We start from the raw sequence: 22937 nt of genomic DNA, 5'->3' as shown, positions 1-22937 counted from the left end.
ACCTACTTAATTACAACACTTATTTAGGCGATCGCACTCACAAAATTATTCACTAGCACCCTCTGGAAACAACCGACTCAAGTCTAATAAGGCATTTTCAAATCCAGGAATGGTTACTGACTGGTTAGATAGAGAAATCTGCTTGCTGAGATAGCTAAACTTGCTTTGAGCATTTTGATACGGTTGGCTGTGTCGCTCAAGTTGACGATCTGGCAAATTCACAATCCAGTAATGAGAAATTCCGGCTTCTGCATACAATGACAGTTTGGTTGTTTGATCGTAATCTATAGTTTTATCCGAAATTTCAATCACTAACAAAATATCTTCAGGATAGGGATAATGAACCAGATAATCTTCATCTCTTCCTTGTGCAATGACAACATCCGGTTCAGGCTCACTTTGATTAGCAAGGGTAATAGGATCTTGTCCACGGATGACTGCTTGATCACCTAAAAGCCGATCCAATTGACGGCATAGGATAGAACTACAAACTGTATGAGGTGTTCCTTTTGCTGTCATTTGAATCAGTTCTCCTCGAATTAATTCAATATGATTGGCCTCTGTCAGAAATCCAAGTTCAATCAATCTATGGTATTCAGCGATCGTAAATCGCTTAGGTATCACAGCATTCATGAGAAATCCTTCTAATGGCACTGATTCTACTTTTACTTGTACATTAACAGAAATTAAACTGACTGCGTTATTTACCGCACTTCGGCATACTTCGACTGCGCTCAGTACAAGAGGCTCAGTGACCACCGCAGGTCTTACCCTGAGCCGGCGCCGTACCACTTCTCTACGAGACGCTCCGCTAACGTGGAAGCAAGCTACGTGCAGCGTCTCGTAGAGAAGGGAATCGCAATAACTTAAGCTGTCGTTACCACAACTGAAGCATTCATAAGTAACGTTAAAGCTGTGGTTATGAATGCTGAAGGTGTCGTTACCACAATGTCACCATTTATAAGTAAACTTAAAGCTGTCCTTACCACAGCTTTAGTTGTGATTATGAATGCGGAAGCTGTCGTTATCACAATGTCACCATTCATAAGTAATCTTAAAGCTGTCGTTAGCACAGCTTAAGTTGTGGTTATGAAGATGAATTTTTGCAACAAGTCTATTGCAAAGGAGTAGCGATCGCCTCAAATTGCTGCCAACATAGATACAATGCACGCGGGACGTGAAAACACCCTTTCCATTTGCCACCTTTAAGGTTCAACAATACTTCCCCACGCCGATTTAGATAGCCGAACCACTCACCGTACTCGGAATCAGCAAAGTGAGACCAAGCGTAATCATGCATCTTTTGATACCATTCCCAACACACCTCACGCCCTGTCAAGCGATAGCCCATCGCTAATGCAACCATAGATTCTAGGTGAACCCACCACAGCTTTTGATCCCATTCCAATTGTTGTGGGGGATGACCGTCTGCATCCATAAAGTAATACAATCCACCATACTCCCTATCCCAAGCAAAATTCAGGATATTTAGCACTACGTCAACGGCTTGGTTAATAGTTTTAGTATCTTTTTGGCGACGGGCGATATCCATAATAAACCACATAGCTTCAATACCGTGACCGGGATTAATCAGCCGTCCCTCAAAACAATCAATGTGGGAACCGTCAGGGGCAACGTTTTCGTACATTAGTCCACGTTCTTCGTCGAGAAAATCGGTCATCACTTCGCGGACTGTCTCAGCTAAAACATTCTCTAATGTTTCTTTTGGCAGTAACCATTCCATTTCTAAAGTCAAGTTGGCTAAAATCATCGGTACAGCCAATGATTTCATGGGGCGTGTGCCGGGATAAGTTTTATTATATTTGCCCTTGGGGTTGTCCTTGCGGCGTAAAACGTTGTTGTAAGCCTGTATTGCCACATCCTTTGCCCATTCTTCGCCCCCAGCGAGTGCATATTGACTAAATGCCATTGCCGCAAAGCAATCAGAAAAGATATTGTAAGGCTGAACCAGTGGTTTCCCTTCACGGGTAAGGGCAAAGTACCAATTACCATTACTATCTCTGCCATGTTGGGCGAGAAAATTAGCGCCATTGCTGGCAATTTTTAGCCAGTTTTCGCGTTTTTCTAGCTGATTGTAAAGCATCGAAAAAGTCCACACCTGGCGGTTTTGCAGCCAGATGAATTTGTCTGTATCATAAATTTTTCCCTGGCGATCGAGACAGGTAAAATAGCCGCCTTGCTGCCAGTCGAGAGAGTGTTTTTCCCAAAATGGGAGTACGTCGTTGAGGAGGGCGTTTTTGTAAAGTTCAGCGTAGGCGTAGCCCGCACTTCTCTGCGAGAGGCTACGCCAACGAGTTGGCTCAGTGACGACCTTTGGCATCGCTTGAAAATTATACTCCATAAATTTCCTCCCCTTTTCTGCTAAAACCAACAGCTTAACAGTTATCACATTTTGGCTCGAACTTGGAGCGTAGGCGTAGCCCGTCGTAGACATCACGTCAGTTTTTTACAAGATATAGTCAGCAGCAGGTATACTTCTATCTTGTATCTTGCATTATTCTCAATAACCGTAGGGTGGGCGTGATAGTGTCCATCTATAACTTTTTTAGATATGAGGTTGTTATGAGTCAGATTGAACGGGTTGCGATCGTTGGAGGAAACCACGGAAATGAGTTAACAGGAGTACATTTAGTCAAAATGTTTCAGCAGCATCCTAATTTAATCAATAGAGCAAGTTTTGAAACTCTGGCATTACTTGGCAATCTCAAAGCTATTGAAGCAGGTAAACGATACATTGACAAGGATTTAAATCGTTGCTTCACTAATCAAGGCTTACAAAATCCCCAACTCTCAAGTTATGAAGATACGCGGGCAAAAGCAATTCTACAGATATTGCAACCGCAAAATCAGCCCTTTGTGGATGTAATTGTTGATTTACACAGCACAACTGCCAACATGGGATTAAGTCTGATTTTTTCTGATCTGCATCCTTTCTTACTTCGGTTAGGCGCTTATTTAAGTTCTATCAATCCGATGGTAAAAATTTTTGTTAATCAAGAATCTAGAGAAGGTGGTTTTCTCCGTTCTTTGTGCGAATTGGGTTTTGTTATAGAAGTTGGTGCTGTGGCTCAGAATATTTTAAACGCCGAATTATTTCATCAAACAGAGCAGCTTATTTATGCAATTTTAGACTATTTTGAAGGGTGCAACCAAGGTAATATTCCGCAGATAAACAGCACCCTTACACTCTATAAATACATTGGGACTATCGATTATCCTAGAAGCCATAGCGGGGAGATTGAAGCCATGATTCATCCCCAGCTTCAGTTTAGAGATTATCAACCTCTGAATCCCGGTGATCCAATGTTTCTGACTTTTGAAGGAAAAGATATTTTCTATGAGGGAGCGTCTACTGTTTATCCTATTTTTATTAATGAAGCAGCTTACTACGAGAAAGGAATTGCGATGTATTTAACTCAAAAGCACCAAGAGGTAGTTTAATTTATTCGCCCTTGTAACCAAGATTGCAAATCAGCTAAGGTAGTAAAATCAAGCAATGCATCGCTCAAATCTCCCAGAGCAGCCAAAGGTAAACCAGAAATGGAGGAGCGCATTTCCTCAGACAGTTCTCCAAGCCGCTTAGTCAATAGTCGGGAAATAGCATTAGCCATCGCTTCTCGTCCTTCTTCTCGCCCTTCTTCTCTCCCTTCTTGCTTAATTTCTTGGTAAACTCGTGTTTGCTGTAGTGTTATTCCCAGCATAGATTCAACCTCCGTTCTGCTTAATTGTTCAAACCTATACATCATTATCGTCGTTACCATTTCTATTATGGCGCGACTCGCTGCTAATGGCACTTCTTGACTAGTTCTGGTTAACAAATACTTGGCTTCTTCTGGTGCTTGGCTTTGCTCAAGTGTAGTCAGTACCATCAACGCTACCCATAAAGGTAATTGGCGAATATTCCCCAATTCATCCAAATATACCCAATGCACTTGGTTACTATTGAGAAATCCCCGATGAGGGTAAATGTTACTTTGTTCGGTATTGCGAGATGGATAAATTATAACTGCTTGCCAGTCGTTAAATCTGGCGCGGTTGCGGTAGAAATATAGTGAAGATTCAGCAAATACTCTTTCATAAAGCTGTTCATCCTTCTGAAACTGTACCTCACAAAAATATACAACCCCAGGAGTCTCGCTTTCTGGTGGGAGAAATACCCCGTCAATTTCAAATTTGGGTTCCTTGACAGCTACCGAATCAAATCGATAAGCATCTGCATTTTTTGGAGGGTTTGTCAATAGTTCAAATAAAAGAGTGGGGGATTGTTGAAACAGTTTGTAAAAAATTGAGTCTCGACGCATGGAGCATTTTATTTTATTAAATCTGCAATACATTTAATCACATATTGTATATATAGCAATCCTGAATCAAACGCGCAGAAACAAGATCCCCGACTTCTCTAAGAAGTCGGGGATCTGCGGCTTGGTTAAGCTTAGAGTCAAGGCTGTGTCATATCGTAATTGCTGTAAATACTCACCCTCCTAGCCGATACATAATCACCTTTCCTTTCCAATTCTCTTCCACAAATACCAGATACTCGCCATTTGAACGACGAAAAGTCCGGATGCCGTAGGGTATATCAATCCAGCCACTTTCACTTCCAACTTCTGGGCCTGGTTTTAACTGTTGTACTTGCACTCCCGTCTTTGCATTGTAGACATATACCTCTGCGGTTTTAACTGTCACGGTGAAGACATAATCTTTTGCCACACTGATTGCAGCTGTGGAAACTTCGCGTTTGCCGGTGCTGTCGTAGGGAATCACAATTCGCCACCGGGGAGTCCGATTTCCTTGACTCCAATTGTCAAAACGGGCAATCTCAGATCCAGCAACTCCTGTATCGTCGCCGAAGGCGGGGTGATCTACTGTGAAGCCTGACAAATACATGGTATCTGTTTGGGGGAAATATTCGAGCCGCCGCAAGTCATTAAATATGCTGGGAGTAGTTTGCTTTTCCATCGAACTATAGCTGTAGATGGGGTTGCCTTTAGAATCTATTCCCTGTAAAGGATAGTGTCGGATAGCAGTACCATCTGGTGTTCGCAAAGCTTTCCAAACATCTCCTTTGCTGTCTACCCACCAGCCGCCGAGATAGGGATAATCTTTGCTGGTATCATATTCGTTCTTTTCAAATCTGCCATTACCGTTGCGATCGCGCCAGATCCACTCCCCTTTTTCTGGTTGATGCGGTGGCCAATTTCCGGTGAGAAATTTTTTATCTGCGCCATTGCTACCGACAAACATTCCGGCTGGGATGGCAACTTGGCCATCTGTGGCTGGATTAAAACGATATATTTGCAGAAAGCTGCTATACATATCTGTGAGAAATAAAAAGGGCTTCCCTTGGATGCGGCGAACAAAGGTTGCATCTGGCGATGTATGCAGACGTGGATCTTGAGGATATTTGAAAGCATTTAAAGTGTAGCCTTTGTAAGTCCATTGCTTACCAGCAGGCTTACTGTAGTTGATCAGATAGTGTTCTTGTTTGGTGAATAAATCGATGCCATCAGTTTTAGGATCAGCATCTGCATTATCGACGAATATCAATCCTAGCGATCGCCACAGTTGTTTTCCCGATGGTGAAAATTTTCGCAAATCTGTTCCTGATTTGTTGAAACCATTACTATTTATATAGATATTACCTGAAGCATCTGTACCGACTCCAGTAAGTCCATAAAGTTTCAAATCTCGAACTTCTCCAGGAACTCCTGCATAGATACCGCCCTTACTGCCGAAACTACCCACCTGCACCGGCTGGCTTTTGATGTCATAAATCAACATTTGCTGACGTGGGCCATTTTCTGCCACTAACAGCCTACCTTGATGATCAATTGCGATCGCAGTTGGTTCGACGATATCTGCAATCTGTTGGGATAATTGCTTTCCACTCTGGGAATAATGTATAATCTTTGCAGGATTACCACCATTTTTGCTTTGAATAATCCACAGATTTTTTTGTGGATCAATAGTTATTGCTCCCGGATTAGCAACAGTAAAGTTGCGGAGTTCCTTCATCGTATCAGTATCATAGACACGAATGCGGTTAGCAGCAAAATCACTCACATACAACTCGCTTTCCACAGTTGCTAATCCAGTGACTTCGCTTTTAGTACTGGTAATCAACATACTTTTATCCCAGCCACGCCCATTTGGAAACGGCGCAGGTTTTCCTGACAAGTCATAACGTCTAACGGAATACCAAGTTGTTCCTTCAGGTGGGTAATCTTCGTTTGTTTTGCCCCTTGAACCTTGAGTCATGGCAATGTAAACATATTTACTATTTGCTGTTACCGCTTTGCCACCGCCACGACTCCAGCCGTGAGTATCTCCAAGGGCACTAATAACCTTACCATCCTTATATATTCCTGCCTCCATTCCCGCTTCATCCCAATGGCTGTTGGTATAAACTGTGCCATCAGGGGCAACATACATTGCCTCAATATTGTTTTGTACCCGCAGATTTCCACTGCCAAAAGTATTACCTATCCACGATGTTTTATAGGTAAGCGTGGATGTTCCAGTTGTCGCCCAGTCTGTTGTAATTCCAAGAGTAGTAACAATGATTCCAACAGTCAGACTGAGTAAAAAGTTGAAAGTTTTACTTCTTTGTAAATACCTAGTCTTAGATAATTTTTTGATGGGCTGATTGAACTTGTGACCGAGTTTTCCTAACTGCGTCAGTAATTTATTTGTCATATAAGTTTTAAGCTTTTAATTATTTATATACAATCATTGTTTAGAAAATCCGCACAGAATAGAAGTATTTTTGACTGGATAAGATCCAATTTATGTGGTAGGACAACATCTGATATATAAATAGCAATTAATTGAGATTTAAAAAATTATATTTACATAACCTTTATAAAAATCACATGGTTATTTAAAAGTTCAGCTAATATCTTAAAAAACTATTGCTTTATGTATTAATATTTACTTTCTCCAAAGCAAAAATAGTAAAAATCAATACACGATCTATTGATTTATAGTGGCTTCCTCCTTTTCCTGTCTAGCATTCACCTTCGTTGATTGATAAGTATCATATCTGTCATAGTCAGTATTATATGGTTAATAAAAACACAGTTTTTAATTCCTTGTTGACGTTTGCATATAAATAGTTTATAAATTGGTGTTCTATAAAAAAACTCTTATTGGTAATGTGTATTCGGAAATTCAAGTAATTCAGATTGGGACATAACACGCTGTAGGAGCACAGCAATGCTGTGCCCCTACTGTTTTAATACATTTATAGGAGACATATTGATGGAAAATAAACAAAAAAGTTTTACGTCAGCATCGGCATCTATTCTCACTCTTGGATTAGGCTGGTTTCCCAAAAGTCCTGGAGGATTAGAAAGGTATATTTATGAACTAACTCATAAATTAGCAGCAAATCAAGATCAGGTTGAATTATGTGGAGTCGGTTTACCAGAGGCAGAACTAAATTCGCCGATTAAGCTGACTAATTTGGCTTCTCCCGATAGTTCTATGTGGCAAAGATTATGGTCGATTCGCACTAACTTTCAGAAAACAAGAACAAGCAAACCCGATGCTATTAATTTGCACTTTGCATTATATAGCTTTCCTATTTTAGATATTTTACCAAAGGGAATACCAGTTACTTTTAACTTTCATGGCCCTTGGGCTTCTGAGAGTCAGCAAGAGGTAGTTAATAAAAATCTCAGTCTTTTGATCAAACATTGGCTAATAGAACAAAATACTTATAATCGCTGCGATCGCTTCATTGTTTTGAGCAAAGCATTTGGTAAAATTTTACATGATAAATATCAAGTACCGTGGAGCAAAATTAATGTTATCCCTGGTGGAGTTGATATTAACTGGTTTCAACCAAATTTCTCACCCCAGGAAGCTTGTAGACAGCTAGCCTGGCCTAGTAATCGCCGGATTATATTTACATCACGCCGCTTAGTACATCGAACCGGGGTTGACAAATTATTACAGGCACTAGCTATAATTAAGCCCAGAATACCAGATGTTTGGCTAGCGATCGCAGGTCGTGGTCACATCCAAGCTGCACTACAACAACAAGCTACAGAATTAGGACTAGACGACAACGTTAAATTTTTAGGCTTTCTACCTGATGAACAATTACCTATAGCTTACCAAGCTGCTGAATTGACTATTATGCCTAGTCAATCTTTTGAAGGATTTGGATTAGTAATAATCGAGTCTCTAGCCTGTGGTACTCCTGTTTTATGTACTCCAGTTGGGGGAATGCCAGAAATTTTATCAGAATTTTCACCCGATTTAATTACTACTTCAACCGAAGCCTCAGCTATTGCTGAAAAATTAGAGCAAGTGCTTTTGGGAAATATTCCTATACCTTCACGCGAAGCCTGTCGCCAATACGCTATCACACACTATGACTGGAATCAAATCGCCCAACAAGTACGGAATATTTTATTAGCTTAAACAAGTGAATCTAATAAATCAGGACTTATGCACTCAAAACCTGAAACCCCTTAAAAAGGGGGGATCTCAAAGAGCCAACTTTTAAGGCGGTTGGGGGATCTCTTATGCATAAGTCCTACAAATCTTAGGGGCGTTACGTGGGTCAAATTAGATAAAATAGAGGTTTCATGAGAATTCTTTTCTTAGATCAAAGCGGTAAAGCAGGCGGTGCCGAATTATGTTTAATAGATATTGCTAAACCATATGGCGATCGCGCTTTGGTAGGTTTATTTGCAGATGGTACATTTAAAGATTTACTACAGCAAAATCATATCCCAGTAGAAGTTCTTGCAACTCAAGCAATCCAAGTTCGTAAAGAAAGCAGTTTAGTGCAAGGATTAAAGAGTTTGGGACAGCTTGCACCTTTGATTACTAAAGTAGTTAAAAAAGCGCGTGAATACGATTTAATCTATGCCAACACCCAAAAAGCATTAGTTGTCGGTGCATTAGCAAGTTTTTTCAGTCGTCGCCCTCTGGTTTATCATTTACATGATATTCTTTCCACAGAACATTTCAGCCAAACTAATCTTCGCATCGCTATTAACTTAGCTAATCGTTTTGCATCATTAGTAATTGCTAATTCCCAAGCTAGTAAAACAGCCTTTGTGCAAGCAGGAGGACGCCTAGACATCATCGAAGTTGTCTATAACGGCTTTGATTCAAACATTTATCAAACTGATGAATCTGACATTAATAAATTACAGCAACAGTTAGGATTATCAGGAAAATTTGTAGTCGGACACTTTAGCCGTCTTGCACCTTGGAAAGGACAGCATATTTTAATTGATGCCCTTGCCAAATGTCCGCAAGAGGTGACAGCAATTTTAGTGGGTGATGCACTGTTTGGCGAACAAGATTACGTCCAAAAGTTACACCAACAAGTTGCTGAACTCGGACTAGAAAATCGCGTCAAATTTTTAGGATTTCGTTCTGATATTCCCCAGTTAATGGCAGCTTGTGACTTGGTGGCGCATACCTCAACTTCCCCAGAACCCTTTGGTAGAGTGATTGTAGAGGCAATGCTATGTGGAAAACCTGTAGTTGCAGCAAAAGCTGGGGGTGTAATAGAATTAGTAGAACATGGACTTAATGGTTTTCTAGTAACACCCGGAGAACCTGAAGAACTTGCACAAGTAATCATCACCTGTCTTCAGGAGACAGAAATAACTGCAACTATAGCCCATAATGCCAGGACTAATGCTAGTCGGCGTTTTGATGTTGCAATTATTAATCAGCAAATTGCCGAACTCCTGTCCTACAGATTATAATTATCTGGGTAATCTACAATCACCGATTTTGTTGGGATAACCCCAGATTTCAATCTAGGGTTTATGGTTGTGATTACAAACCGACTAATTCACGAGATTCAAAATCAGAGAGTTGTTGAGCGATCGCTAATCTTGCTTCCAACTTAGCTACACTAAACTGATTACGCAGATATTCCAAATGAGCGATCGCATTTGCTTTATCGACAATTAATCGAATCTGGGTGTCTATTGACTTTTGATATTCCTGATTTACAAGCAGCACCTCAAAGCGGCGAGCCTTGCGTTGAGCATCATTTTTCAAATCCATCTCAAAGGCAGCGACACGATCGGCATTGCCTTCAAATCGGTCAACTTGGTGCTGTACTGCCATCAACTGAGAGTCTATTTCATTAGCCCGTTGGGCAGCTTGGGCGATCGCACCTGGATAATGACTCAGTTGCATCATTTAATAATTTTCCTCTCAGGTCAATAATGGAGTGTTTAAGTATAAGACCAACCCTTGAATCTATTTCCCAGAAGGCTGTCACAGAACAGTTTTACACTTAACTAAGCTTGGTGGAGTATATATCTATTATAGCCCAAATGTACTCAATTAAGGAAGAAAAAACGATGTCTGCGATTAGAAGAATTAAGCCTGCTTATGCAGGCTAATTATTTTCTGCTAAACTCTGCACTGTAGCTCAAGCCACTTCCCGCAGTTGTGGTTGTGACGGCACACTCACTTCTGGAAATGAAAGCGAGAGTTGTTCGGCTTGAGGTACCGCCGCTTGCTGCAAAACTTGAACTTCGATATTCACGCTCACCAAATAACTGCCTGTATCAGCACCAACCGCTTCAGCAATTAGTTTGGCAATATCTGGGCGTTTGGCAGTCAGGGGGTCACGTAAAATACATCGATCCCATTCATGCTTGGCAGTCGGATTGAGGTTGAGAATATAATGCTTCATCATCGAACTAACCCTTGAATCCATCTTCCACAAGGTTTTCACAAAGCCGTTATGCATTTGGCTAGGCTTTGTGGACGCTATCTATATTATAGTATATTTGTACTAAAATGGGCGATGTCTGAGTGAGAAAGTAGGGAAGATAGACCATTAGAGGGTTTAGTACCCCCACCTGGGAACTGAATCACCATCTAATTTGTCCCCTTGTCCCCTTGTCTCTTCCTTCAACTTTTCCTTTCTCTCTAATTTGGTAGCAAGACTGAATCTCCAATCCCTAATCCCAGAAAATCTGCCCATAGGTTATTTCTAATACAAAGCTATTGCAACTAAGCTTACAAAGCAACACCTAATTTTTATATAAATCGCTATATGGCAGATATCTATATTATTGAGCTATTTGTGATTGGTCTACTTTTGTTGATGGTAACATTAGGGTCCGGTTGGATTGCTCGCTTACCTCTTTCTTTTGCGATTATCTACCTAATAGTTGGTATTTTTCTAGGACCTTACGGCTTTGGGCTGATTCAATTACGTCGGGATGGAGTTTTCAACGCTGAACTGCTAAAGAGAATAACAGAACTTGTAGTACTTATTTCTGTGTTTGGCTGCGGCTTAAAAATTGTTCGTCCTCTCAAATTGCGGGTTTGGGATATTACGACGCGATTGATTATATTTCTGATGCCAATTTCAATTTTTGCTCTGGCTGCTGTAGGTAAATTATTTTTAGGGATGAATTGGGGAGAAGCGATTTTATTAGGAGCAATTCTCGCACCTACTGATCCAGTATTAGCATCGGAAGTACAACTGACCGATATAAACGACCAAGATGAGTTGCGCTTTGGTTTAACTTCCGAAGGTGGATTAAATGATGCTTTGGCTTTTCCCTTCGTTTATTTTGGCATTTATGCCTTAAAAGATGACAGCTGGGGGAACTGGTTTAAACACTGGATTATGGTTGATTTAATTTGGGCGATCGCAGTTGGCATCGTCATGGGAATTATTGTTGCCAAATGTATAGTTTTGATTGACAAAAAAATTCAAAATAACCGTCCTGCCAATGAGTTAATGGAAGACTTTATTGCTATCAGCACAATTCTACTAACTTATTCCTTAACAGAAATGGTGAATGGCTATGGATTTCTGGCAGTATTTGTGGCTGGCTTAGTTGTCCAACGCAGTTACAGAAATTCTGAAAAACCGCTAGCACAATTAGAATTTGTTGAGCAAGTTGAAAAGCTGCTGGAAGTTGGGACAATTTTAATATTGGGTTCAATATTATTATTCAAGCCAATGCTCAATTATGCAATGCAATCTTTGTTAGTGATAACTTTGTTATTCTTAATCATCAGACCTATAGGAGTTTGGATTAGCACAATAGGTAAACGTCCTCTAGACTCACGCCGCCGAACCTTCCACCCAGGAACTCGGTGGTTATTTGGATGGTTCGGTATTCGCGGTGTAGGATCTTTATATTATCTTGCCTATGCCTTTGGTCATGGTTTAAAAGGTGAAGCAGGCGAACAAATTGCTTGGATAACTTACACTACTATTGTAGTTTCAGTGATTGTGCATGGAATTAGTGCAACTCCATTAATGAAGTGGTATGAGCGCGATCTTGCTAATCAGAGAAACGCTACTCCATAAATATCAGGTGTGTTATGCCAAAGGCTAATGCACCTTAAATTGTTAATGCTGCGGTACTTTCGGCGATAACACATCCGACAATTTGATTTTCTTATTTGTCAAGACTTACGCAAACAATAGCCGAAAAGAGTGATTTTCTTCTTACTGGCAATACCCTGCGGTCAGCCTTCGTCTACATGAATTGCCCCTACCGTATGTAGCTTTGTGTAAGTCCTATTTGTGACTCCTGAATTATTACTAGCAAACAAAACCTCTCCTGGAAGAAGAGGTAGGGAAGAAGTTGGGGTTTAGGTTTATATTTCCTATTTACCTGTCACCTTTTCAATAACTTCTTTCGCTTTTTCACCAAAGCTTTCTGGGGGATTTTGTTCTTTCTCCGCTTTCAAATTCCTTTCGTAAGTCTTCTCTATAGTATTAAGGTTTGTTGAATCTTTTATTGCTTGCTCATAAGCTTCTTCTCGGTTTTCTTCTTCAATGCCAACACCTGGGTCATATTCATTAGCACGATTAATTTTTTCTTCAGAATTTGGTTTATGCTCTGGAGGTATTAGTTTTAATTCTTCAAGAGTAGTTGCATAACTAGCTTGCTGAACGAAAATGAAGGAACCTGATAAGCTGATGAAAATCATTAAGCCAACAATCAAAAAGCTTGAACGTAACGCTTGCTTTAAAGTTAATAGGATTTTTTGCATGAAAGAAACCTCCTGTTTTTATGTTATGAGCCTTGGTCATGTATAAATAGATTTGATATTCCAGACTCACAGGCATCCTAAATGTTTAGGTACAGTTTTTACTTCTACCGTAGGGTATATTAATTTTCACCTATAGTTAAGTTAATGCTATCTGAACCTTTTAGGACTTAGCACTACGTATATTTTTGTAATAGTCAAATTGTCGTGCTTACTGATATCCCGCCCAGAACTCAAGTTCGGGGCTAATAGCTAAAGTCCACTTCAGTGGACTGAAATTTTTACTCTATTATCTGGCAATACCCTTGGTGTTAGCCATAAAAACCTTAATCGTCCAACTCTTCTCTACGAGAGGCTGCGCCAAGGAGACGCTGCGCGTAGCTTCTCCTTGGCAGGAGTACGCGGTTCGTTAAAAAAATTGACTTTGACAAAGAGTTATGCATTAACTAAACTGTATTCAGCTATAACCAACTGTGATTAATTTTAATTCCTCGACTTTCCATTACCTCTTCAAATAAATTTGTTGGTAGTGCTTCTTCCACAGGAAAAACACCTGGTTTTTTGAGTTTACCTTCTAACAATAATTGGGCAATACTACCTGTGCCGCAACCAGAAGCCACTGCTGTATTTTTATGCACTACAGTTGAGCAATAAACGGCTGTTTCACCATTTTTTTGCCCTGTAACTTCTGAACGAACTGCTACCCCAATTCCACTAAAATTATTAGTAACATCTGTCATCGAATGGCTGACATGAGACAGAAATTCAATCATGTAACGACGCTGCATTAACCACTTAGGAAAAATGTGTGCCGCAATCCAAGTTAGGTGATTGTAAAAATCGGGAACAGAGCCGAACTTAGTAATTACAGTTTTAACTGATGGGAAGGCGTTGGGTAGTGTAAAGGTTTCTGGCATATCAAACCAGTAAACTCCTCTGCGTCCATAGGGAGATGGAAACTCAACTACTTCTCTTTCACTATAAGGCTTGATTAACTCCCATTTGCCATTTATCCAAGTCTCAAAAGGATATTGCAACCCCAAAAAAGTTGTCCGCATTACTGTAATGCCAGCACCACCAGAACCCGAAACCAAATAACTTAAATGTATCTTTTCTGCTTGATCAAATTGTTCAACACCTTGACGTACCATGCTGTTAGAAATACCAGGAAAAATGCCAGTATTAATAATTGCTGTCACACCAGCAGCAGCAGCTTGTTCATGAAAATTCAGAGCTTTGCTGGTATAAGAACGATGGTCACTCACATCTAGATAATTAACGCCTTGAGATATACAGGTTTCGAGAACATTAGTATCTCGATAGTGAAATGGCCCAGCACAATGGATGACTAAATTAGAGTTTGCGATCGCATCTCGGAGTTTGTCAACTTCTGCCAAGTCCAATACTAAAAACTGCACTTGTCCTCCCGAAGACAAGCTAACAGCCTTCCCAAACTCCGCAGAACGTCCAGTAATCGTAATTTGTGCGTCCGTATGGGTAGCTAGATCGTGAGCAACAGTGCTACCAATCCGCCCCCGTCCACCAAGAATTAAAACGCTGTCTGTCATTACTCCAGATTAGCAACACTAACCTAATTTCATCAATTTTCTGTCTTGTTTGCCATCAGTTACAAGTATGACTTGCCTGCCAAGGAAGGAGGAGTTTTCAATTATTGGTAGTTGATATAGCGGTTCTCGGTTGACTGAAGTACAAGAACCCCACCCCCAACCCCCTCCCCGCAAGCGAAGAGAGGGGGCTATGATATTAGGAAACGCTATAAGTTTTGCGCTTCAATTTGCCTGACTACCGTTAGCGCCGAATAACTCACCCCAGCAGTACCTTCGCCGGGATGGGTGGAGTCACCAACTAACCACAGATGCTCAATTGGTGTACGATTAGCGAACCCAAAGGGGCCAAAGGTGGGAATTCTTTGACCGATACCGCCAACTATACCCCGATCGCGGGCTGTGAAATGGGCAAAGGTGCGAGGTGTTGCGGCTTCTTGATGAATAATAGTTTCTGGTTTGAGATAGAAATATTCGGCAAGACGAGCGATCGCTTGCAGGGTATACTTTTGTTTGAGTCCTTCATAATCATCAGTCTGCCACCACGGAGTCGGATCGACAAATGAAGAAGCGATAATTGTCGCTTTACCCTCCGGTGCGCGACCGTCTCCAGGATGACTGACGGAAACAAAGAGGGAATTATTCTCGCCAATCGGCCCATCAGCATCATACATAAATTGTAAGTGGGGTGGACATCCTAGCGGAATCGCACTGGCATCTACACCTAAATACACCACAAACGCGCCCGATGCTTGGGGCAGTTTTTCCACCCGATTTTTATAACCAGATGGAGCGTTTTCTGCTAATAACTGCACCAAGTTTTGCATGGTGACATTACTAACTATGTGGTCAGCTGCTTCTGTCCAGACTTCGCCAGTTTTTTGATTTCTAATGACTACAGCAGTAGCTTTGCCATTCTCTACTTTGATTTCTTCTACAGTGTGGCGCATCAACAATTTGCCGCCATCTCTTTCTAAAGATTGTACTAGGCGATCGCTTAATACTTGCATACTACCCTGGAGGTGAAACAATCCTTGGGGCAGTTGAGATACACTCAACGCTGTTGCCGCATAAAGTAATGCTGTTTCTTCTGCATCCACCTGGGAATACAACTTCAGTTGCAAATCCAAAAAAGTCCGCAGTCGTTGGTTATTTCCCACTCCACATAATCGTAAAGCATCTCCTACAGTCAACAAAGTGAAGGGTACAGTAATTAATGTACTAGGACGCATCGCTTGCATTAACTGCCACAAATCCCATAAATTACGCGGTGGTAGCACCGGATTGCGTCCTTGAAATTCCCAACTGGCATTAAATAAAGTTGCGATCAATTGCCAGAACGGTTCACTACCGGGAAACTGTTTTTGTCGTTCCTCTTGCCATTTCTCTTGATCACGCCAAATATTAATCGGTGTACTTTCCCCAGGTAAATAGACTGCACAAGCAGGATCGCAAGGCGTTGCTTGTGGTAAATCTATTGACAATTCTGAGAAAATCCGGTGATGAATTCCTCCTGGTTCCAACCCCGCCACCTGAGTTGCGCCTACATCAAAGGTAAATCCCTGCCGTTTAAACGTCGAAGCACAGCCTCCGGGGACAAGAGCCTGATCCAAAATTAAGACGCTGTAACCTTTATGAGCTAATAATGCTCCAGCAGTCAGTCCACCTATTCCTGCACCGATAACGACGACATGAGATTTACTTTTGTCAAGATAAATACTGGACATTGATTAGTTTCTTTAAAATTCTTAATACTTTTACTTATAATTTTATCTTACTCTCTGAGTTAAATGGGGTGCGATTTCTCAGTTAAGTCTAATAGAGACCTAACCCCCAACCCCTTCCCTATAAGGGAAGGGGAGCAAGATTCAAAGCCTCTCTTGTCTTAGGCTACGGTGTACACACAAGTCTGAAATAGCTGATTAACCAAGGTTTTACCCCACCCTAACCCTCCCCTTATAAAGGGGAGGGAACTAGATTTCCGGTTTCCCCCCTTTCTAAGGGGGGTAATTTGACTTGTGTGTACACCGTAGCTCCTCTTAGGAGAGAGCTTTGGAGAGAGGTCAAAGTCTATTGCATACAAACGAGAAGCTCTATATTATCCGGCGATTTGAATCACGGGCGGATCAACTTAAACCTAAAAAAGTTGAAATCAACGGCAATAGATTACTGCACTGTTCAACCAACTTTGTAGCACTGGGTAAACTAGAAATTGTCCCTTTTAAAATCTTTATAGCCGTTTTCGCCGCCTTTTGCATTGCCCCTTCTTGGGGACTTTTCGCTGTTTCTGCTAAGGCTTTCACCTGCTCTAATGCCTCAGCTTTATCTTCTGGCGGTAAGTTTGTATCAGCCTCAATTGCTGCTTGCAATTGCGTCAACAATTCCTTAATTCCCGGTTTATCTGGTTCGGGAGATGCTGGTAACTCGTTGATGGTATTTGTGTACCGTACCGCTAATATCGCCCAAATTCAAAGCTTGTCCACTGGCATTAAAGTCTCTGCCAACACTGCCAATTTCAATTTTGCGGCTGGCATCATTGCTGTTAGTCATATTTTTATTCTCAACTTTATTGTCAACTTGAATATTAATAGGTTTATTAGCTAATAATCTGACAATCTCTGTCATCTCTCCACTTTGTTGGCGATAAATGATTATCTGCTCATCTTTAGCTTGTAATTGTGCTTTATATTGTTCTTCTACAGCTTGCAATGCCAGTTGATAACTTTGTGAAAAATCACTATGAATCTTTTCTTTATCAGCATCAACAGGTACACCAACCTTAACGACTACTACGCCATCACCTTTATTTTCAATACTCTGTAGGGCTAATGCTGTGTCTTCATTTTGATTTTGCACATTTTGAAAGGCATTAACAAAAGCCTTCCAATCAATGCCATTACGGAAAATCAAATCAACAGTATTTAAAACCTCTTCAAACAGCTTGGTAAATTCTCCTGGTTTAAATTCGCCACTACTGGGACGGCGTTCGCTGTCATCGGTTTCAGGCTTGGGGTGTTCTAGAAGATAAACAAAGCGACAATCTACATTATCTAACTGAGTTGAACTTTCAATATTCCATGCTTCCACACAAGCACCAGTCATTTGGGCGCTGGTAAAGTTAGTGCCTATAGCTTGAGCTAGAGTCAGATTTGCCCACTCTAAACAAGCTCCTTGGAAGGTTGCTTCAGTAATATTAGCATCTTTTAGATTTTCCTCTTTTAAGTCTGCACCTATGAGGTTAGCACCTTTAAGGTTAGCGCCAAGATATGATTTTTTTCTACCATTGCAGCTTATGAGTAAATTGAGAACAGCAAGGTTAATTAGTATAGTGTTGTCTACTCTGGCAAGGTCAAGCTTTTTGACTTCATAAAAACGAGTGCGTGTGAGGTTGGCATTTCTGAAATCTGTATTTCTGAGAATTGCACCTGTAAAGTCAACATCAGTTAAATCAGCACCACGAAAGCTAGTTCCACTTGTAGCAGCAAAGGCGACAGCAAATGAGCGAATCCAAGCGTCTTTTTCATTTCCAGCCAGACTACGCCAGCCAATGTAAGCACTAAATAATGTAAAGGCTACGGCTATGGCTCCGGCTATGGCTCCGGCTATGGCTCCGGCTCCGGCTCCGGCTAAGGCTACGGCGAAGGCTACGGCTAAGGCTCCTAAAGCTGCTGTTAAACCCTTACAAATGGTAATAATACAAAAAATTAGCAGGAAAATTAGGGAGACTATTCCTATGATGAAGTTTTGAGTATTAACAGGGTTAAAAATATATGCTACCAATACACCAAGGAAGATTGAGAAAAACCCTGATAGTCCCGACAGCAGCAATAATACTGTGAGCAACCCAATTGTCCAACGTCGCTGTAATCCGGCTTTAGCTCCTGTAAAATCAGCATCTTTAAGAATCGCGTTGCTAAAGTTTGCCCCTTTAATATCCGCCTTGCTAAAGTTGGCTCCAGTCAGGTTTTGACCTTTAAAAGAGCGACCTCGGAGATTTTGACCGGAGTAGTCTGGCGGCATAATCAGTAATTCGTAATTGAGAAAGTCAGATTAAATCTGGGTTCGGGGGTTTGAATCTGGTGACGGATTTTAGAGAACTAGTGTTACTGAGATTTTATACAACTTTGCTCTGTGATATTTCGGCTTTTGGGAAACTTTCATCAATATTACTCATAATGAGTCCACATACTTAAAACTTTCACAACTCGCTCTTCTTCGATAACTTCATATACAAGCCGATGCTGAATGTTAATTCTCCGAGAATATGCCCCTTGTAAATCTCCTTTTAACTTTTCGTAGGCAGGAGGATTTTCATAAGGATTTTGCTCCAAAATTGCCAGAAGTTCCTCCGCTTTCGGCTTGAGTCCAGATGCAGCAAGCTTCTTTGCATCTTTTTGTGCCCGCTTGGTAAAACGTAATTCCCACACTACCAATCAAGCTCTTCTTTGGTAACACATTCCTCAACAGGAGTACGCATTCCTTCAAGAATATCCTCTCGCATTCCAGGAACTTGCAGTATGTGCAACGTTTCTTGGATTGCGTTCCAGTCTTCAAGAGCAACAAGTACCGCTTGATTTTGATGACCACTAATTATTACTGGTATGTGAGATTTTGCACTTTCATTAATGACAGCATCAAGGTGCTGTTGTGCATCATTAACATTAATCACATCCATGATCGCAACCTCTTTTTTATTCACTTATGACAGTAAATAGCAAAAATTCCTACAAGTATTGTAGAGAAAGCAAAGCCAATAAGCTGTAGTTATCAATATTGCTACTGTAGCGGTCTACCTCGTGACGGGAGCGGTTCCACAACTTACGGGAGCGGTTCCACAACTTACGGGAGCGGTTCCACAACTTACGGGAGTAGTTCCACGACTTACGGGAGTGGTTCCACAACTTATGGGAGCGGTTCCACAACTTACGGGAGTAGTTCCACAACTTATGGGAGTAGTTCAACAACTTATGGGAGCGGTCTACCTTGCAATATTACTCACTAAGAGTAGCAGAGTTTATCAAGGTGCGTAGGCGCAGCCCATCGTAGACATCGCTTGACCGATACCTTTAAGAATTTGCAATATTTCATACACCTCTCTAGCAGAGGTAAACAGAGCAAACACCCGCGACAGATTATATTCAGGAGTAGGCGATCGCGTCAATTTAATAAATAAAATATCGTCACCGTTAGTCAACATCCCAAAGACAGGTTTATCAGGATGAGGGTTAGCCACTAAATAAGCTAATGCTTGCGGCAAACCTGACTAAACCGAATCGATTATGGGCATCCCTTAAGCTGTTAATCCCTTCTGTAATTGCTGTTGTCTGTGTCATAGCTTTTTAGCTTTTTGTTTATATCAGTCATGAATATAACCAAACGCCATTTTATTGGCATAATATTTTTTTAGCGATCGCAGCTACTCAACTAATCTAAAATTAGATTACCCCAGCAAATAACAACCTGAAGATGACCAGAGAATTTAACGTTATTATAGAACGCGATCAAGGTTGTTTTGTTGCCTCCGTGCCTAGTCTTGCTGGATGTCATACCCAAGCCAAATGTCTAGACGAACTGATAGAGCGGATTAAAGAAGCTATTGAACTTTGTTTAGAGGTTGAACAAGAAAAGGCCGAAGCATTAGAGTTTATCGGTGTGCAGAGAGTTTCTGTGCAAGTATATAGCGTTTCCTAATGACATGAAGTACATCATAGCCCCCTCCTCGCTTGCGGGGAGGGGGTTGGGGGTGGGGTTCTTGTACTTCTACTCAACTGAGAACCGCTATAAGCATACCGAGTTTGAGTGGACAGGAAGTAATTACAGCTTTAAAAAAAGCAGGTTTTGAGGTTGCAAGAATCCGAGGTAGTCACCATTTTTTGATACACAGTGATGGTCGTCGAACTGTTGTTCCAGTGCATTCTGGTGAAACAATTGGTTCTGGTTTGTTAGCACAGATACTCCGTGACTGTCAGATCAGCCGTGATGAATTCCGGGAACTATTGCAAAAATAGGTAAATTTTACCCTTCTGGTGTCATGGATTCTCCTATATATAGTGTGAGATGATTTAATTTTTTATTTCACCAGAACTACTACAATTACTATTGATGCTAGATAATGGGAAGGCTTTGACATTTTCTTGCCAATCTAGCCCAGACAAACAGAACTAACACTTATGCGAACTCACTATTGCGGCGAACTCCGAAAAGAACATATTGGAGAAACAGTTACCTTTTACGGATGGATAGACCGTCGCCGCGATCATGGTGGTGTAATATTTTTAGATTTACGCGATCGCTCTGGAATTGTCCAAATCGTCAGCGATCCGCAACGCACCCCAGATTCTTATCAGCAAGCAAACGCCCTGCGAAATGAATATGTTGTCGAAATCACTGGTAGAGTAACGCAACGTCCCGAAGAATCGCTGAATACCCGCATCCCCACAGGCGAGGTAGAAATCTACGCCGATAAAATTGAACTCCTGAATGCTGTCCGCAAACAGTTACCTTTCCAAGTTTCCGTAGCTGACACCGAGACAGTGCGGGAAGACTTGCGGCTAAAATATCGTTATTTGGATTTGCGACGCGATCGCATGGCGCAAAATTTGCAACTACGTCATAAAATTGTCAAAGCCATGCGTCGTTATCTGGAAGATTTGGAAGGTTTTATTGAAGTCGAAACCCCAATACTTACCCGTTCTACCCCAGAAGGGGCGCGGGATTATGTTCTACCCAGTCGCGTCAATCCTGGTGAGTGGTATGCTTTGCCGCAATCACCTCAGCTATTTAAACAATTGCTGATGGTATCTGGCTTGGACAGATATTATCAGATTGCCCGTTGCTTTCGTGATGAAGATTTACGCGCCGACAGACAACCGGAATTTACCCAGTTGGACATGGAAATGAGCTTCATGTCTCAAGAAGAAATTATCGAACTAAACGAGAAGTTAGTTAGTCATATCTTCAAAACAGTTAAAGGAATTGAGTTACAGCGCCCTTTCCCCCGTCTCACTTACGCTGAAGGGATGGAACGCTACGGGAGTGATAAACCAGATACCCGCTATGCTTTGGAATTAGTTGATGTCTCAGATATTGTCAAAGAATCTGGTTTCAAAGTCTTTCGGGACACTGTTAGCAATGGTGGTATCGTCAAAATCCTCCCCATTCCCAACGGTAACGATGTAATTTCTAATGTCCGCATTAAACCAGGCGGCGACTTATTTAAAGAAGCCAGCGAAGCCGGCGCTAAAGGTTTAGCTTATATCCGCGTCAGGGATGATGGGGAAATTGACACCATTGGCGCGATTAAAGATAACCTTAGCGTTGAACAAAAAGAAGAAATTTTACGCCGCACAGGTGCAAAAGCTGGACATTTGCTATTGTTTGGGGCTGGTGATGCTGTTACAGTTAATAAAACATTAGATAGATTACGGCAAGCGATCGCTAAAGAATTTGGCTTAATCGATCCAGAAAAAATCAACTTGCTGTGGATTACAGACTTCCCGATGTTCGAGTGGAATGCTGACGAAAAGCGTCTAGAAGCACTACACCACCCGTTTACAGCACCGCATCCTGATGATTTAAGCGACTTAAAGACTGCACGCGCCCAAGCTTATGACTTAGTACTCAACGGCGTGGAAGTTGGCGGCGGAAGTCTGCGGATTTATCAGCGAGAAATTCAACAGCAAGTATTTGAAGCGATCGGTTTATCTCCAGAAGAAGCACAAAGTAAATTTGGTTTTCTCTTAGAAGCATTTGAATATGGTACACCGCCGCATGGTGGCATCGCCTATGGTTTAGATCGTTTGGTCATGTTGCTAGCTGGAGAAGAATCTATTCGGGATGTCATTGCTTTTCCGAAGACACAACAAGCGCGTTGTTTGTTAACAGATGCACCTTCGAGTGTAGATGCTAAACAATTGAAAGAATTGCACGTTGCTTCGACATATAAACCAAAGTCTTAGTAAAGCGCAAGGGGAGCACAGAAAGTTAAAGTAAGCTTTTATAGCTCAGTTCTTCTCTAACCCTTCTGTTATGTTTATTATGCTCCCTTTGGCTTTCATCAATTGCTGGACTGTATTTTAAGGGAGGCTCTAAACACTCTAAATGTTCTTTTTGTTCATTTTCATAAATTATGATGTGACGATCATTGGTCATTCTATGGATAGCGTAATACTCAAGATACTCAGCATCATCTTTTATCCCAAAAATAAAATTTATCTTCCAACCAGCTTGAAAAATTGAACCTTTCTGACGCTTTTGTATATTCTCTTCTGGTAAGGTAATTTTCCATTTAGAAAAATATCTATTAAATTCATTCGTAATCGCGTCCATGTTTATACT

20 protein-coding genes and 1 pseudogene are annotated in these 22937 nt (G+C 41.2%); 7 read left to right on the top strand and 14 right to left on the bottom strand.

All coding sequences use genetic code 11. The features are described from left to right. Positions 1-45: 45 nt before the first annotated feature. Positions 46-633: a Uma2 family endonuclease gene (locus V7K15_RS22650; protein ID WP_334908974.1), complete on the bottom strand. Its 588-nt coding sequence runs from the start codon at positions 631-633 to the stop codon at positions 46-48. Positions 634-1114: 481 nt separating this feature from the next. Further along, entirely contained in the window at positions 1115-2362 is a 1248-nt protein-coding gene (locus V7K15_RS22645; protein ID WP_442949712.1) for an AGE family epimerase/isomerase, read from the bottom strand. Between the two features lie 221 nt (positions 2363-2583). Here V7K15_RS22645 and V7K15_RS22640 point away from each other — a divergent pair, with 221 nt between their 5' ends. Beyond that, positions 2584-3462, top strand: coding sequence for an aspartoacylase (locus V7K15_RS22640; protein WP_334908970.1), 879 nt, complete (start codon positions 2584-2586; stop codon positions 3460-3462). Here V7K15_RS22640 and V7K15_RS22635 read toward each other — a convergent pair. After that, complete coding sequence (locus tag V7K15_RS22635; RefSeq protein WP_334908968.1) at positions 3459-4322, bottom strand: Rpn family recombination-promoting nuclease/putative transposase; 864 nt, start codon at positions 4320-4322, stop codon at positions 3459-3461. The two genes, V7K15_RS22640 and V7K15_RS22635, sit on opposite strands and share 4 nt — an antisense overlap. 172 nt (positions 4323-4494) lie before the next feature. Then, the gene (locus V7K15_RS22630; protein WP_334908966.1) at positions 4495-6717 is read right to left on the bottom strand and encodes a hypothetical protein; all 2223 of its coding nucleotides are present in this window, start codon (positions 6715-6717) and stop codon (positions 4495-4497) included. Positions 6718-7281: 564 nt separating this feature from the next. On the opposite strand from V7K15_RS22630, the gene V7K15_RS22625 reads away from it, so the two are divergent. Together V7K15_RS22625 and V7K15_RS22620 are read left to right on the top strand one after the other, a co-directional pair. Beyond that, positions 7282-8451 carry a glycosyltransferase family 4 protein gene (locus V7K15_RS22625; protein WP_334908964.1) on the top strand — a complete coding sequence of 390 codons (1170 nt, stop codon included), beginning with the start codon at positions 7282-7284 and terminating at the stop codon, positions 8449-8451. 167 nt (positions 8452-8618) lie between these two features. Next, positions 8619-9758: a glycosyltransferase family 4 protein gene (locus V7K15_RS22620; RefSeq protein WP_334908962.1), complete on the top strand. Its 1140-nt coding sequence runs from the start codon at positions 8619-8621 to the stop codon at positions 9756-9758. Between the two features lie 73 nt (positions 9759-9831). Here V7K15_RS22620 and V7K15_RS22615 read toward each other — a convergent pair whose 3' ends face one another. Next, complete coding sequence (locus V7K15_RS22615; RefSeq protein WP_334908960.1) at positions 9832-10203, bottom strand: hypothetical protein; 372 nt, start codon at positions 10201-10203, stop codon at positions 9832-9834. Positions 10204-10438: 235 nt separating this feature from the next. Then, positions 10439-10708, bottom strand: a complete 270-nt coding sequence (locus V7K15_RS22610; RefSeq protein WP_292720957.1) for a hypothetical protein — start codon at positions 10706-10708, stop codon at positions 10439-10441. Between the two features lie 363 nt (positions 10709-11071). On the opposite strand from V7K15_RS22610, the gene V7K15_RS22605 reads away from it, so the two are divergent. Beyond that, positions 11072-12346: a cation:proton antiporter gene (locus V7K15_RS22605; protein ID WP_334908958.1), complete on the top strand. Its 1275-nt coding sequence runs from the start codon at positions 11072-11074 to the stop codon at positions 12344-12346. Between the two features lie 302 nt (positions 12347-12648). On the opposite strand, the gene V7K15_RS22600 is transcribed toward V7K15_RS22605, so the two are convergent. From V7K15_RS22600 to V7K15_RS22570, 7 genes and pseudogenes are all read right to left on the bottom strand, one after another. Continuing rightward, positions 12649-13038 carry a hypothetical protein gene (locus V7K15_RS22600; protein WP_334908956.1) on the bottom strand — a complete coding sequence of 130 codons (390 nt, stop codon included), beginning with the start codon at positions 13036-13038 and terminating at the stop codon, positions 12649-12651. 458 nt (positions 13039-13496) lie between these two features. After that, positions 13497-14603 (bottom strand): saccharopine dehydrogenase family protein, encoded by a 1107-nt coding sequence (locus V7K15_RS22595; RefSeq protein ID WP_334908954.1) that lies wholly within the window; start codon positions 14601-14603, stop codon positions 13497-13499. 206 nt (positions 14604-14809) lie between these two features. Beyond that, a complete protein-coding gene (crtD, locus tag V7K15_RS22590) occupies positions 14810-16327 on the bottom strand; it encodes a C-3',4' desaturase CrtD (RefSeq protein ID WP_334908952.1) in 1518 nt (505 codons plus the stop codon). A 399-nt stretch (positions 16328-16726) separates the two neighbouring features. Continuing rightward, positions 16727-18620 (bottom strand): annotated as a pseudogene (locus V7K15_RS22585) (pentapeptide repeat-containing protein). 146 nt (positions 18621-18766) lie between these two features. Next, positions 18767-19027, bottom strand: coding sequence for a Txe/YoeB family addiction module toxin (locus tag V7K15_RS22580; RefSeq protein ID WP_334909003.1), 261 nt, complete (start codon positions 19025-19027; stop codon positions 18767-18769). Further along, entirely contained in the window at positions 19027-19299 is a 273-nt protein-coding gene (locus tag V7K15_RS22575) for a type II toxin-antitoxin system Phd/YefM family antitoxin (RefSeq protein ID WP_334908950.1), read from the bottom strand. The genes V7K15_RS22580 and V7K15_RS22575 overlap by 1 nt, the downstream gene beginning before the upstream one ends. A 318-nt stretch (positions 19300-19617) precedes the next feature. Further along, positions 19618-19857 carry a hypothetical protein gene (locus V7K15_RS22570; protein WP_334908948.1) on the bottom strand — a complete coding sequence of 80 codons (240 nt, stop codon included), beginning with the start codon at positions 19855-19857 and terminating at the stop codon, positions 19618-19620. 209 nt (positions 19858-20066) lie between these two features. On the opposite strand from V7K15_RS22570, the gene V7K15_RS22565 reads away from it, so the two are divergent. The 3 genes from V7K15_RS22565 to aspS all read left to right on the top strand — a co-directional run bounded on the left by V7K15_RS22565 (position 20067) and on the right by aspS (position 22558). After that, positions 20067-20291, top strand: coding sequence for a type II toxin-antitoxin system HicB family antitoxin (locus V7K15_RS22565; protein WP_334908946.1), 225 nt, complete (start codon positions 20067-20069; stop codon positions 20289-20291). A 104-nt stretch (positions 20292-20395) separates the two neighbouring features. After that, a complete protein-coding gene (locus tag V7K15_RS22560; RefSeq protein WP_334908945.1) occupies positions 20396-20608 on the top strand; it encodes a type II toxin-antitoxin system HicA family toxin in 213 nt (70 codons plus the stop codon). A 162-nt stretch (positions 20609-20770) separates the two neighbouring features. Beyond that, positions 20771-22558 (top strand): aspartate--tRNA ligase, encoded by a 1788-nt coding sequence (gene aspS, locus V7K15_RS22555; protein ID WP_334908944.1) that lies wholly within the window; start codon positions 20771-20773, stop codon positions 22556-22558. 25 nt (positions 22559-22583) lie between these two features. Here the strand turns inward: aspS and V7K15_RS22550 are convergent, their stop codons facing one another. Next, a complete protein-coding gene (locus tag V7K15_RS22550) occupies positions 22584-22928 on the bottom strand; it encodes a hypothetical protein (protein WP_334908942.1) in 345 nt (114 codons plus the stop codon). Positions 22929-22937 lie beyond the last annotated feature (9 nt).

Source organism: Nostoc sp. (assembly GCF_036919815.1).
Classification (GTDB): Bacteria; Cyanobacteriota; Cyanobacteriia; order Cyanobacteriales; family Nostocaceae; genus Nostoc.
This window is presented reverse-complemented; position numbering and strand designations above follow the sequence as displayed.